At 34.8% G+C, this 14,275-nt stretch carries 14 protein-coding genes; 5 read left to right on the top strand and 9 right to left on the bottom strand.

What is annotated here, in order from left to right:
- The 5 genes from AB674_RS05730 (at window position 1) to AB674_RS05710 (ending at window position 4,880) form a co-directional block, all read left to right on the top strand.
- Window positions 1-1,299 carry a phenylacetate--CoA ligase family protein gene (locus AB674_RS05730; protein ID WP_082210601.1) on the top strand — a complete coding sequence of 433 codons (1,299 nt, stop codon included), beginning with the start codon at window positions 1-3 and terminating at the stop codon, window positions 1,297-1,299.
- 231 nt (window positions 1,300-1,530) lie between these two features.
- Window positions 1,531-2,523 carry a tRNA dihydrouridine synthase DusB gene (gene dusB / locus AB674_RS05725; RefSeq protein WP_047774678.1) on the top strand — a complete coding sequence of 331 codons (993 nt, stop codon included), beginning with the start codon at window positions 1,531-1,533 and terminating at the stop codon, window positions 2,521-2,523.
- A 159-nt stretch (window positions 2,524-2,682) separates the two neighbouring features.
- On the top strand, window positions 2,683-4,020 hold the full coding sequence (locus AB674_RS05720) for a hypothetical protein (RefSeq protein ID WP_131701516.1): 1,338 nt from the start codon (window positions 2,683-2,685) through the stop codon (window positions 4,018-4,020).
- 22 nt (window positions 4,021-4,042) lie between these two features.
- Entirely contained in the window at window positions 4,043-4,459 is a 417-nt protein-coding gene (locus tag AB674_RS05715; RefSeq protein WP_047774675.1) for a hypothetical protein, read from the top strand.
- A 4-nt stretch (window positions 4,460-4,463) separates the two neighbouring features.
- Window positions 4,464-4,880, top strand: coding sequence for a hypothetical protein (locus tag AB674_RS05710; RefSeq protein ID WP_082210600.1), 417 nt, complete (start codon window positions 4,464-4,466; stop codon window positions 4,878-4,880).
- Window positions 4,881-5,157: 277 nt separating this feature from the next.
- Here the strand turns inward: AB674_RS05710 and AB674_RS05705 are convergent, their stop codons facing one another.
- The 9 genes from AB674_RS05705 to dut form a co-directional block, all read right to left on the bottom strand.
- Window positions 5,158-5,763: an N-acetylmuramoyl-L-alanine amidase gene (locus AB674_RS05705; protein WP_053004205.1), complete on the bottom strand. Its 606-nt coding sequence runs from the start codon at window positions 5,761-5,763 to the stop codon at window positions 5,158-5,160.
- A gap of 71 nt (window positions 5,764-5,834) precedes the next feature.
- Complete coding sequence (locus tag AB674_RS05700; protein WP_047774672.1) at window positions 5,835-7,262, bottom strand: MATE family efflux transporter; 1,428 nt, start codon at window positions 7,260-7,262, stop codon at window positions 5,835-5,837.
- 174 nt (window positions 7,263-7,436) lie between these two features.
- Entirely contained in the window at window positions 7,437-8,636 is a 1,200-nt protein-coding gene (locus tag AB674_RS05695; RefSeq protein WP_047774671.1) for an ABC transporter permease, read from the bottom strand.
- 1 nt (window position 8,637) lies between these two features.
- The gene (gene rbfA, locus AB674_RS05690; RefSeq protein ID WP_047774669.1) at window positions 8,638-9,030 is read right to left on the bottom strand and encodes a 30S ribosome-binding factor RbfA; all 393 of its coding nucleotides are present in this window, start codon (window positions 9,028-9,030) and stop codon (window positions 8,638-8,640) included.
- Between the two features lie 243 nt (window positions 9,031-9,273).
- Window positions 9,274-10,527: a murein hydrolase activator EnvC family protein gene (locus AB674_RS05685; protein ID WP_047774667.1), complete on the bottom strand. Its 1,254-nt coding sequence runs from the start codon at window positions 10,525-10,527 to the stop codon at window positions 9,274-9,276.
- A 23-nt stretch (window positions 10,528-10,550) separates the two neighbouring features.
- Window positions 10,551-11,330 (bottom strand): DUF4292 domain-containing protein, encoded by a 780-nt coding sequence (locus tag AB674_RS05680; protein ID WP_047774665.1) that lies wholly within the window; start codon window positions 11,328-11,330, stop codon window positions 10,551-10,553.
- A 7-nt stretch (window positions 11,331-11,337) separates the two neighbouring features.
- A complete protein-coding gene (locus AB674_RS05675) occupies window positions 11,338-12,687 on the bottom strand; it encodes a tetratricopeptide repeat protein (protein WP_047774663.1) in 1,350 nt (449 codons plus the stop codon).
- A gap of 41 nt (window positions 12,688-12,728) precedes the next feature.
- Entirely contained in the window at window positions 12,729-13,745 is a 1,017-nt protein-coding gene (locus tag AB674_RS05670; RefSeq protein WP_047774661.1) for a sugar phosphate nucleotidyltransferase, read from the bottom strand.
- 88 nt (window positions 13,746-13,833) lie between these two features.
- Window positions 13,834-14,268 (bottom strand): dUTP diphosphatase, encoded by a 435-nt coding sequence (gene dut, locus AB674_RS05665; RefSeq protein ID WP_047774659.1) that lies wholly within the window; start codon window positions 14,266-14,268, stop codon window positions 13,834-13,836.
- Between the last annotated feature and the right edge of the window lie 7 nt (window positions 14,269-14,275).

Here is a 14,275-nt window from a genome sequence, read left to right as displayed (position 1 = left end):
ATGATTCCATCAATAGAAAAGGATTCTTTAGAACAAATTAAAATTTTTCAAGAGCAAAAATTAGCCGCCCTTTTAGCCTATGTCAGTCAACATTCTCCCTTTTACAAAAGACTTTTTTCAGGACAGAATATTGACATTTCAAAAATAAAAACGCTTGAAGATTTACAACATTTACCCGTAACTACAAAAGAAGATTTACAGCAATACAATGATGATTTTTTATGTGTACCGCAACATAAAATTATCGATTACGCCTCAACTTCAGGGACTTTAGGTGATCCTGTAACTTTTGGTTTAACCGATTCGGACTTGGACCGATTGGCTTATAACGAAGCCATTTCGTTTGCCTGTGCCGGAATCGCAGAAGGAGATGTTGTGCAACTTATGACGACAATTGACCGTAAATTTATGGCTGGTTTAGCCTACTTTTTAGGATTGCGAAAACTTAAGGTAGGTGTCATTCGGGTAGGCGCAGGAATCCCGGAATTACAATGGGATTCTATTTTAAAATACAAACCTTCTTACTTAATAACGGTTCCTTCTTTTTTATTGAAATTGATTGAATATGCCGAAATTCACGGAATAGATTATAACAACTCCAGCATAAAAGGCGCTATTTGCATTGGAGAATCGTTGAGAAATCAAGATTTTTCAATGAATACGTTATCCAAAAAAATAACAGATCAATGGAATATTCAGTTGTTTTCGACTTATGCTTCTACAGAAATGAGTACCGCTTTTACAGAGTGCGAGCATGGAATCGGAGGGCATCACCATCCGGAACTAATCATTACGGAAGTTCTGGACGAAAATAACAATCCCGTAAAAAATGGCGAAGCAGGCGAATTGACCTTTACTACTTTGGGCATTGAAGCCATGCCGTTACTGCGTTTTAAAACCGGAGACATTGTACAGCTTCATGATGAACCTTGCGCTTGCGGAAGAAACACTTTTCGAGTTGGTCCGGTGATTGGCCGTAAAAAACAAATGATTAAATATAAAGGAACAACCCTTTATCCGCCGGCAATGAATGATGTGTTAAGCGATTTCGACAATATAGAAAATCATCTTATTGAGATCTCTACCAATGATTTGGGAACTGATGAAATCCTTATAAAAATAGCCGTAAAAAATCAGACTCCTGAGTTTTTACAGGAAATAAAAGACCATTTCAGAGCTAAATTAAGGGTTACTCCAAAAATTGAATTCGCTTCAAAAGAAGTTTTAAACCCATTGGTTTTTAACCCAATGAGCAGAAAACCTATTCGCTTTTTTGATTTTAGGAAGACAACTGTTTAGGTTTTTTTAAAACCATATAAGTGATGTAAGTTCATATAAACTAGGTGTTTTGGCTCGTTGAACTTGCATCACTTATATGGTGAAAGTAACGTTTGTAGCTCCCTTCTACTTCACTGGACTTACATCACTTATATGGTGAAACTAACCCACAGCTTTACCCCTTTCTCCCTTTGCCCCTCTAAATAGCAATCAATTAAACTAAAAGTTGTAATTTTGCACAAAATATTGAAGATGGTCAAGATTGGCAACATAGAATTACCCGAATTTCCTTTATTACTAGCACCGATGGAAGACGTGAGCGATCCGCCGTTTCGCAGATTATGCAAAACGCATGGCGCTGACTTAATGTACTCTGAGTTTATTTCGTCGGAAGGATTGATTCGTGATGCTATTAAAAGTAGAATGAAGTTGGATATTTTTGATTACGAACGTCCGGTTGGTATTCAGATTTTTGGTGGTGATGAAGAAGCAATGGCCCTTTCGTCTAAAATTGTTTCTGCCGTAAAACCCGATTTAGTAGATATCAATTTTGGATGTCCTGTAAAAAAAGTAGTTTGTAAAGGTGCCGGTGCGGGAGTTTTAAAAGATGTTGACTTGATGGTGCGTTTGACCAAAGCTGTTATTCGCAGTACTGATTTACCGGTAACCGTAAAAACACGTTTAGGCTGGGATGACAACTCTATCAATATCGATGAAGTTGCCGAAAGGCTTCAGGATATTGGCGTTCAGGCTCTAACCATTCACGCCAGAACCCGTGCCCAAATGTATAAAGGTCATGCCGACTGGTCACATATTGCACGTGTAAAAAACAACCCAAGAATTACAATGCCCATTTTCGGAAACGGCGATATCGACAGCCCCGAAAAAGCATTAAAATATAAAAACGAATACGGTATTGACGGTATCATGATTGGTCGTGCTGCCATTGGTTATCCATGGATTTTTAACGAAATCAAGCATTATTTTAATACCGGTGAACACTTAGCTGCTCCAACAGTCGGAGATCGCGTTGAAGCCGCCAGAAACCACCTGCAATGGTCTATGGACTGGAAAGGCCAGCGTTTGGGAATTGTAGAAATGCGTCGTCATTATACTAATTATTTCAAAGGAATTCACTCTTTTAAAGAATACAAACAAAAATTGGTTACAACCGATGAACCTGAAATTTTATTCGCAATTATGGATGAAATTAAAGACGTTTATGCCGGATACGAATTTGTTTAAAAGTAAAAAGACCTTCAAAAATGAAGGTCTTTTTTTATGTTATTAAATTGACATGAAAAACATTCTTCTCAGAAAAAAACTATTCGCTCTTACACTTGTTCTTTGTAATTTTTATCCTATTTTTGATCAAAACAAGAAAAATCTTAAACTCAACTAACTATGAGCCGGATAGAAAAAAGCAAACCCAAAATCCACAAATTACTACTATTTTTATTCCTGACAATGACACTAACTAATTGTCAGAAAGAAGAAAACAATACAGAACAGAACAAAAACATAAAAACCGTCAGTATTGATGAAACTCTTGGGTTTCTAAAAGAGCATGCTATAACAACAGACGCAACAACAAGTAAAAAAACTGTTTTGTCGCCCGATACAGCAAATATAACTCAGGAAAAAATAATAAACAGCGATCAGTTTATGACGGTAATACCCGTATTCTCAACAGAAAAAGAAAGCACCACCCGACTAGTTCTACTTAAGGTACACAATGTACTGAAATCGGCTATAGTAAAAATGACTCCGGATCAAAAGGTATCAACTGAATTTTTCTCGGGAAAACTATTTCTTTATAGAATTGACGGTAGTCTGATTACTGGTTTTAAAGTAGAAAATGGCCTTTTGGTTATACAGTATTTTGGAGCAGAAAAACGAATCAGTAAAAGTACTGGTGGTGAGATAGAATTACGTGAGGTTATCATTATTAACCGATATCACAAATCATATGCTTTGGATGTTGAATATTTTGACTGGGCTTCAGGTGGGGCAAGCCCTGAAAGTTCAGCTGACATGAGTTATATGTGGGGGTCATCAGACGGCGGTGGAGGGGGAAACTCAAATCCTCAACATTACAGTCCGGATCCATGTGAAACTGCCAAGCAAACCAATTCAGACGCAAAAAGCAACGCTTTTAAAACGGCTTTGGCCAAAATACTTGCCGCAAGTGCAGACGGTAAAGAGCACAGCATTACCTTGGGTAGAAGTACTTATAATGAGATAAGCCAGGCTCCTATGAACAACGGGGGGACAAATGATGTAAAGATAAACGCTACTTACCCCGGTGCATTTGCCTCTATACACAACCATCCGAACAAAACCCCACTATCAGCATGGGATATTTATGCCACCATTACTTTACATGAAAAGAGCCCTTTCTTTAACACTTCTTTTATTGCAACAGACGGAGAGGTTTACGCTATTGTCGTTAACGATTTAGAGGCGGCAAAAGCATTTGTAAAAGCTTATCCTGCCGATATATCACCTATTTATCCTCCTGAATTCCCAGACGTTATTTTTAATCAAATGTTAGATATGAGGTCATATACAGGGCAATCGAATCAAGGAAAAACAACGGCTATAGCTTTTATTCTAGATAAAAATAATGCTGGTATTACCTTGATGAAACAAGATGAAAGTGGAGATTTTAATCCTGTTAAAATTCAAGAAACAACACAAACAAATGGATCAAAAAAATATACTGCAATACCTTGTAATTAATCTAATTTAAAATGAAAAAAAAATGAAAAAAATATTTAAAATAGTTGCAATCTTATTCTTGATAACAAATACTAGTTGTCAAGCACAACAAATGGTACAAACGCCTAACGATGCTTATAAATTAAAAACAAATGAAATACAATTTCTTAACAAACCTTTAAAAAATTTATTAAAAGAAATTAAACCCGAAATAAAAATAGCTTTCGGAACTTTAGATGCTCCATCATATTTTGTGTTTAGGTTCATTGACATTCAGGAATTAAATAATAAAGGAATAGGTCAGAATCATTTAAGTCTAGTCGTGTATGTAAAAGAACCAATTGAGGAATGGAGTAATGGTAAAAGGCCTAAAGAAATAGAATTAAAGTGGACAAAAGAAGACGTTGAAAAATACAGTAATCTAACAGTAATTCGAATTAAAGTAATTGGCAAAGATTAAAACGTTGAAAAATACGATCAAAATAGTAGCAATAGTATGGTTTTTAATAAACTATAGTTGTACTGCACAACAGATGGTACAAACACCAACCGATACGCATAAACTAAAAGAAAATGAACAGCAGTTTCTAAATAAACCTTTGAAAAATTTGCTAAAAGAAATAAAACCGGAAATAAAAACTGCCTGGGCAACTCTAGGTGAACAGCCCTATTTCTCTTTTTATTTTACCGATCCGCACGCATTTAAAAATGGGAGTATAATAGAAAAAAACAACATCGGCTTATTTATCTACGTAAAAGAGCCAATTGATTGGGTATTTGAAAAAAGATCAAAAGACAAAGAACTATTTTGGACAAAAGAAGATGCAGAAAAATACGGAAATCTTACAGTAATTCGAATTAAAGTAATTGGCAAAGATTAACAAATCTTTTCATCTCAAAATTAAGTAAAATGAGCCATCCAAACTTTAGTAATTTGGATGGCTCATAATTTGAGTTAAGCAAAATTTAAGAATCAAAAACACATTATAATCTTTGTAATTCCTTTCTTGTTATGAACTATAGCTCAGAAGTACCACAATTGACACACCTATCTAACGATACTTAATAAACGTAAATAAAAAGTATATCTGTCAACAAATCTTTAAAAGAAACAGACCCAGAAATCAAGATTATTCACAGAACATTAAATGTTTCCTATTACTTTATTGATTCCAAAATTTTAGCAGCCACCTCATTTTGCCCGCTTTCACTGGTGATGTAAGCTCTGTCTTTTTCGTTAGACAAAAATCCCATCTCTAACAGTACGGCAGGACAATTAGCATTTTTCAATATATAAAAAGGAGCTTCGTTTATTCTTCTTTTCAAAAGATTTTCTCCCGAAACTTCCGTAAGGATCTTCTCTGCTTTTTCTTTTGACTTTCCGTGAAACTCTTCTCTTGATGTGATATAAGCGTCGACTCCGTTGGTTTCAAAACTTTTCGAAGAATTGATATGCAATGAAATAACCAATTCAGGTTTGATGTTATTGATTATGGAAACTCTTTCGCTAAATTCCATAAAATGATCCCCATCACGAAGTAATACGATTTCGAGATTAGCATCTTTATTGAGTTCTTTTACTTTTTTAGCAATCGTTTCTGAAATGATCTTTTCCTGAAAACCATACATCGCTACACCAAAATCATGACCACCATGACCTGCGTCAATAACAATTACTCTTTTTTCTGCAGCAGGTTTAAAAGCAAAAAGGGTAAATAATAATACTGTACTAAGGATTCCTAAAATTTTGGTGCTGGTTTTCATGCTAGTTTATTTTTTGGTTTATTAATCAATTCTAACGAGACTGATTAAGAAATATTGTACAAAAATAAAACTTACACCTGAACACGTTTCCACTTTCCACGTTTGTAAAAGAAAATACCTGCCAATGTTATAGCGGTTTCAGCAACCGGAATTGCGATGAAAACACCTGTTGGTCCCATCTGGTAGTGCTTTGCCAGTAAAAAAGCCAATGGTATCTGGAACAACCAAAATCCAAAGAAATTAATTCCCGTTGGTGTCCACGTATCTCCTGCTCCGTTGAATGTGTTTATTAAAACCATTCCGATTCCGTAGAATACAAAACCAATACTCATAATTTGTAAAGCCTCGACTGCAATGGTTTTTACACTTTCGTCATTGGTGAAAAAAGAAATAATATATTTTCCCAAAACTAATGTAACTACCATAATTGTTGCCATAAAAATGACATTGTACTTCGCTGTTGTCATAACCGATTTCTCGGCGCGATCAATTCGCTTAGCGCCTAAATTTTGTCCAACCAAAGTGGCCGCTGCATTACTAAGTCCCCAGGCCGGAAGTATAAAAAACATCATAATTCTAAGAGCCGTCTGATATCCGGCAGAGCCGTGATCACCTCCTGTTGTTGCTACCAATTGCGCCAGAAAAATCCAGCTGCAAGAGGCAATTACAAATTGTAAAACACCCGGAGCAGCAATTTTTACCAATGCTTTTATTTGTGTAAAGTCAGGAATAAAATAGGCTGCATAAATTCTCAGAACGCCTTTCCCAAAAAACAAATGATACAATTGGTAAAATACCCCGATACTTCTTCCTAAGGTAGTTGCTATCGCGGCACCAGTAAGTCCAAACGCGGGAATTGGGCCAAAGCCGTTAATCAAAATTGGACATAAAATGATATTGCAAATATTGGCCAACCAAAGACTTTTCATGGCAATAGCCGCATTTCCGGCACCACGAAAAATTCCGTTAATCAAAAACAAAAGCATGATACATAAACTTCCGCCGATCATAATTTGGGTAAATCGATAGCCATGTTCAGCCGCATCAACTGAGGCTCCCATGAATATCAGAATATCTTTGGCATAAATAAAACCTAAAATACTCATTACACTGTTGATTACAAAAGCGATAATTATAGCCTGCATTCCAGCTTTTGCAGCTGCAATCGGATCTTTCTCTCCAATACGTCTCGCTACAACAGCTGTTGCTGCCATACTAATTCCTATTGCAATCGAGTATACAATTGTAATGACTGATTCTGTTAAACCAACGGTTTGTATAGCAAAACTACTGTGCTCCAAATGGCCGACGAAGTACAAATCGACAAGCGCAAATACCGATTCCATCATCATTTCTAAAACCATCGGTATGGCTAGTAATATGACTGCTTTTTTAATGCTTCCTTCGGTATAATCAAAAGACTCGTCTCCTTTGATTGCTAATTTTAATGTGGTGAAAATTTTAGAAAATAAACTCTTCTTTATGGTTGTTTCTGTCATGATATATTAAGATAAATGTAAAAATGAGCCCAGATGCAAAGACCTGAACTGAAGAAAAAAAACGTAAGTATCCTAATTATTCTAAAAAAATAAAAATAGGACTAGGCAGAAACAATCATAAACTTGAATTTTTAAGACGATAAATATAGGTATTATTTTCTTACTAAGAAAACACTAATCTAATAGTCTTTTACTTACCCGGCTACTGGCAATTAAAGAAGCTACAAAACCAAGAGAAATAATGGTTCCCATTACGATCAGTACGTTTTCTAAAGTAAAAACGACCGGATACGCCAAAGTTGGTGTAATCATAATTAACTCATACTGTTGTTGCAGTACGACCAGGATAATACCCAGCACAAGGCCAATAACGCCACCAAAAACACTTAGTAATGTTCCCTGAAGTAAAAATATTTTTCTCAGATGATTGATTTCCGTACCCAGATTAAAAAGGGTTTTAAGATTTCCTTTTTTATCTAAAATCATCATAATCAAAGCCCCGATCAAATTAAAAAGTGCCACAATAATCACAAGCGTGAAAATGAGATAAACCGCTATATTTTCGGTATTGAGCATTTTATACAGAGACTCATTAAGTTGTGCTCTGTTTTTTACAGTAATTTTATTTTTGAAAATAGATTCTAATTGAAGGTTAATTGCTTTTTCATCGGCATTTTCCTTTATATTAAATTCAATTCCCGAAATCTGATTCGGTTTGTACAGCAATAATTCCTGTGCTAAACCTAAGTCGGCAAACACGTATTTTGAATCTAAATCTTCGCTAATGGAATAAATCCCGACCGGTAAAACATCTGTTTTATTAAACGCTTCTTCGGGATTTTCAAAAGCTCCTTTTCCCGGTTTAGGCGCGAATATTTGCAAGGGATTTTCGAAATCTAATATGCCCATCGAAAAATCTCTTGCAATTCCATAACCAACGACTACCTGATAAGTGTCCGGTTTTAGCCATTGTCCGTTGAAAAGTTTTTTTCTGATATCGTTTACAGCGACATAGTTGCTGTCAACTCCTTTTATGTAAGTAACTTGTTGTTTGTCTTTAAACAGAAACAAAACCCGTTCCTCAATAATTTTTGTATACGAAACGACACCGTTAATTTCTTTAATCTGTTTTTCCTGATCGGGTGTAATCAAAAATGATTTTCCGTAGGTACTGGTCATTTTTAAATCAGGATCGATTTCATTCGTAAACGAAAGACTAAATACTTTTAATCCGCTAAAAACGGATAACACCACAAACAAAGCCATCGTACCAACAATAATCCCCATGCTGGCAATATAATTGATAATATTTATAGCATTGTTTTTACTTCTGCTAAAAATATAACGCTTGGCTATGTAAAATGGGAAATTCAACTTATGATTTTCTTCTTTTTTCTAAAAGATCACGATTTTCAATTGGATTTTCTCTGTTAGATAAGGCATTGTCAATTTTCTCAATATAATCTAAAGAGTCATCGATAAAAAATACCAAATTAGGTACACGACGCAATTGCAAACGAACGCGTTGTGATAAATCGTGCTTAATTAAAGTGGAGTTTGATTTTATACCCTCTAAAGTTTCTTTGGCTTTCTCCTGAGGAAAAATGCTTAAATATACGGTAGCAACCGATAAATCTGAAGTAACACTTACTTTGGATACTGAAATTACTAAATTATTAATTCCATTTTTTCTCACTTCACCTTGCAAAATATCAACCAAATCTTTTTGGATGACACCGCCTATTTTTTTCTGTCTATTTGTTTCCATACTGCAAAAATACTATTTTAAATTTCAATCAATACCATTTCAAATAAACAATAGACTGATTTTTGCATTCGCAGTGGTTTTAAGGTGTTTTTACTCTTCTTTTTTTTAAAGTTTTTCATTCATACCCTTAGCAGATAATGGAATCTTTAGTTGCATTTTTTTGACCATCGCTATGATGAGACCTTTATTAGAGTGATATGATTAAAAAAAGTTCATAAAAAAAGGGAGCCGAGCTCCCTTTTTTTATCTATTCTGCAACCACCCTTCCGGATTGTTATTTGATGTATTTTGAAGAATCAGAAACTTAATGATTGTTTTTCCGGTATCACCACTGGTTCTTACTTTTCCAATACTTTGTTTGATATTTACTTTATCTCCTTTATTTACAAATACCTGACTTAAATTCTGATATACGGTAAAATAATCTCCATGCTGAATCATAACGGCCCTGTTAATTGGAGATAAAACCATGATGCTTGCTACTTCTCCCGCAAATACGGCACGGGCATTTGCTCCTTGTTCGGTCGTAATCTCCACACCTGAATTGTGTACGGTTAATGACGGATAAAGCGGGTGCGGCTGATCTCCGTAACCAAGAGAAATAAATCCTTTTTCTACTGGCCAAGGTAATTTTCCTCTGTTTGCTTTGAAATCGGCAGCTAAAATTTTTCCTTCCGGTGTCAATGCAATTTTAGAAGAGGAAACTGGTACATTTGATGCTGTAGATCCCGGATTTTCTTTTGCTCTTTCCAGCGCTGCTTTTCTGTTGGCCTCCGCAATAGCTTCACGAATCAAACGATCAATTTGTCTGTCGATTCTTTTTGCTTCCTGCTGCTTGCTTTTGGTATCGGCAATGATTTTATTTTTATCTTTTTTGATTGAGTTAACCAGCTTTTGTTGCTCTTTTTTCTCAATCTCTAAAGCGGAACGCTCTTTCTGATTTTCGGCAATAATTTTTTTCTTGACTTGCCTTTGACCGTTTAGTTTTGTGTTGAAATTTTCTAATTCTGCCGTTTTAGATTGAATTTCCAAGCCTTGATTTTTTCTAAAATTCGTATACTGTTTTAAATACTGCGCTCTTTTATAAGCTTGCAAAAAACTTTCCGAAGATAAAATAAACATAGCCCTGCTCTGCTCTGAACGGCTTTTATACGATTTAAGAATCATCTTGGCATAATCCTCTTTTAGAATCGCCAATTCTTTTTTCAGTTTATTAACCTTAACTTGGTTAATATACATATCGTTACTTAAAAGTTTCTCCTGTTTTGCCGTAGTATTAATCAGCTTTTCTTTCAGCTTAATTTTATTGGCTTGAATTAAAAATACATTTACCGCTGATTTTTCTTTTTTCTTTACGGATTGCAACATCTTATCATTATCTCTAATTTCTTGCTGAATCTGAGCTTTACGCTGTTCCAGCTTTTCTTGTTGCGAATCTTGTGCCCACAGCATTGTAGAGGCACATATAAAAATCAGACTTAGGAGAAATTTTGGCATGTTTCTTTTTTCTTTTTGCAAATTTACTTAATTATAACCTTTTTATAGCCACTTGGTACGCTATACGGAAAAGAAAGTTGTTCGTTGAACGAAATAGTATTGTAATTTAAATTAATATCTGTTTTTCCTTTCGGCTGAATCGCATTAATTTCGATTGCAGTTGGAAGTGTTCCCTGATCAAAAACTTTACTGTCAGAATATTTAATTTCTAACATTCTGTTTTCTGATGGTTGTGAAATTTGTTCCTTTTGCAACAAATATTTTTCCGGCTCCAGAAAGAATACTTTTTTGATATTCGCTTCTTTTTGATCTTCCAAACGAAAGAGGTTTTCTACAATAGTTTGTGTGTAGTCTCCTTTTCTTAAATCTTCTAAAGCCTCACCTACCAATAAATTTTGTACCTTACTGTAATTCAATTCTGTACCCAACCATTTACTCAAACTTGTAAAGTCGCCTTCGTAGTAAGTACTGTTTATTTTTTCGTAATAACTTACAGCTGTCGGCGTTATCAACGCTTTTGCCATGGTAATTCCCAGAAAACGAACACTTATTAAAATCTGTTTGTCTTTTTCGATTTTTATCTCGGCCGAAACATTTTGACTTTGTTTTTCATCGACATACCTCGCACTTGCTTTTATGTATACGGTTGAAAAATCTAATTTATTATCGTAATGTTTTTCTATTGCTTTTTTGTCTTTTTTTGCCTCAACTACTTCCGTTTTATTGTTTTGTACGGCAACAGCTTTAGATTTACAAGAAATCACAAAAACGGACATCGATAGTATTATTATATACTTTTTCATTTACTCTTTACTTTTTTTTCTTCAATAACTCATTTGCCTTCAAAAAGTATTCCTCTTTTTTCTTGGCATCTCCTAACCCATTGTAAGCCTCTCCTAACTGAATATTAAAATTCGATTCCAGTTTTATATCGTCAACTACATAATCCAGTCCCATTTCTAAAACCGTTTTTGCATTTTTAAATTGCTTCAATTGATTGTTCCCTAAACCGGCATAATAATAAAATTGCGGTTGACTCGGGTACACTTCAATCATATACATGGCTCTTTTTGTCATAGGCTCAAATTGTTTTGCCTGTGTATAAGCCTCCAGCAAAAGTAAATTGGTCTCGCGATCGGTATCTGAGTTTGATTTTAGATCTTTCTCGTAATACTTAATGGCGTTTTCAAATTGATTTTTGCTGTGATAAAACTTTCCTATTTCTTTTGCAACATCAATTTCTTTATCATTATCAAAATAAGAAATCGCTTTTTCCAGATCCGGAGCGTACTGCGGGTTTTTATTCACATAGATCAAAAATTCATTTAAGGTACGATGTTTTATTTTTGAATCAATTTTTGCACTGGACAAAATTACATTCATCGCCTTAATCGCTTTATCAGCCTGATTGGCATCTAAATACCCTTTAAACAAACTGACCTGCGCCCAATCTGAAGTCGGAATTTCTTTTGCCAATTGTTTGGCAACGTCTATAGCCTTGTCTGTTTCTTCTCCTTTCGAATACAGAAAAATCAGGTTTACATAGTTGGATTCTTCTTTTGGGTTCTTCTTAATCTGATCAATCAAATTGCCAATCTCTGCATTTTGATATTTCCCCTGAGACATGATCTGGTTTTTATAAATTTCACGATCTGATGATTTCCCAAACTTGTCGTTCATTTCATTAATCGCAACCAACGCTTTATCGTATTGATTGGTTATCATGTATATCGAAATCAAATCGTCCTTGTACTCTTCATCAAACAAAATGATTCTTTGAATGGTTTCAATTGCGAGATTGTAATTTTTAGTTTCAAAACTTACATCATAAATCCCAAGCCAAAACCATTTATTTTTTGGATCTAACTGAGTCGCTTTTTCAAAAGAATCCTGGGCATTTTTATAATCTTTTAAAGCCAGATAATTTTTGCCTAGTTCGAAATAAGCAACTGCATCATTGGGTTTTAACTTGATACATTTCTGCAACGAAACGATCGCCTTATCATAATTTTCAATTCCTTTTTGCTTTAATGATTCGAAAAAAGAGTCTTTATATTCGTCTGTAACCATAGCAATATCCTCCGGTTCTGTCTGAGCCACAACCGACATTGTATTACCAAAGAAAACAGAAAACAAAATTACTAAAACTCCCTTTTTCATCATTTTTATAATTTCATTTAAAACAAAAGAATACTACCTGTCTATTCTAAAACCGAATAATCACCAATACTAATACTGGTAAACTTACCATCATAGCTAACGTGATTTCCAATCATCGCATTGTCTAAATTAGCATTTTTTATTTGAGAAAACGTTTGTATTAAACTATTTTTAATGGTACTGTCAATCACATGACATCCTTTTCCTAATGAAACGTTTGGTCCTACCGTTGCGTTTTTCAACACTACGTTTTCACCAATATAACAAGGCGGAATAATTGTTGCGTTTTCTAATTTCACATCAAAATCTACCAAATGTTCTCCATCGTTATGCAAAAATCCGAGCATTCTCGTATTTGTTTCAACAGTCACATCTTTGTTTCCGCAATCCATCCATTCATCAACACTTCCGGTTTTAAAAACTTTTCCGTTTGCCATCATGGCTTTAATTCCGTCGTTAATCTGATATTCTCCACCATTTTGGATGTTATTGTCCAAAACATTCTGAAGTTCTTTTTTCAAATCACCCACTTCTTTGAAGTAGTAAATTCCGATAACAGCTAAATCGCTCACAAACTCTTTTGGTTTTTCAACCAATTCAATAATTTCATTGTTTGCGTTTAATTTTACAACACCAAAAGCTTCAGGTTGTTCTACTTGTTTTACCCAAATTACCGCATCAGCTGATGGATCTAATTCGAAATCAGCTCTGATTAAAGTATCCGCATAGGCAATAACTGCCGGGCCTGATAACGATTCTTTTGCACACATAATAGCATGTCCGGTACCTAAAGGTAAGTCCTGACGGTAAATAGATGCTTTTGCTCCTAAACTACCTGCTAACTCTTCCAGACTCTCCACAAGATCCTCTCCAAAAAAAGCAGGATCTCCAAGAATAAAAGCAACTTCATCGATTGGTTCTTTTAAAATCTCAGCAATGTCTTCAACTAAACGATGAACGATTGATTTACCTGCAACTGGAATTAATGGTTTAGGAACAGTTAAAGTATGTGGTCTAAGTCGTGATCCACGACCTGCCATTGGAACGATTATTTTCATTTGTTTTTTATTTTTTATGGGAAGATTTAAAATCTTCAATTGGTTTGGTTTGTTGTAAAGTTTATAAACGGAAAATCGAGACTGTAAATTATTTTACTCCCGTACTTCCAAAACCGCCTTCACCTCTAGAGGTTATAGAAAGTTCTTCTACTTCTACCCATTCTGCTCTTTCATGTTTGGCGATAATCAACTGTGCAATTCTTTCTCCGTTTTCGATTACGAAAACTTCATTTGATAAATTTACTAAAATTACACCTATTTCTCCTCTATAATCCGCATCTACAGTACCAGGAGAATTTAAAACCGTAACTCCTTTTTTTGCTGCAAGACCACTTCTTGGTCTTACCTGTGCTTCATATCCGATTGGTAATTCAATAAAAAGTCCCGTTTTTACGATGGTTCTTTCCAGTGGTTTTAAAGTTATTGATTCTGTTAAATTAGCGCGCAAATCCATTCCAGCCGAAGCAATTGTTTCGTAGTTTGGTAAGTCGTGCTGTGATTTATTTATAATTTGTATTTTCATTTTTATA

Origin of the sequence: Flavobacterium sp. ABG, from assembly GCF_001027725.1 — a bacterium.
Taxonomy (GTDB): Bacteria; Bacteroidota; Bacteroidia; order Flavobacteriales; family Flavobacteriaceae; genus Flavobacterium; species Flavobacterium cupriresistens.
This window is presented reverse-complemented; position numbering and strand designations above follow the sequence as displayed.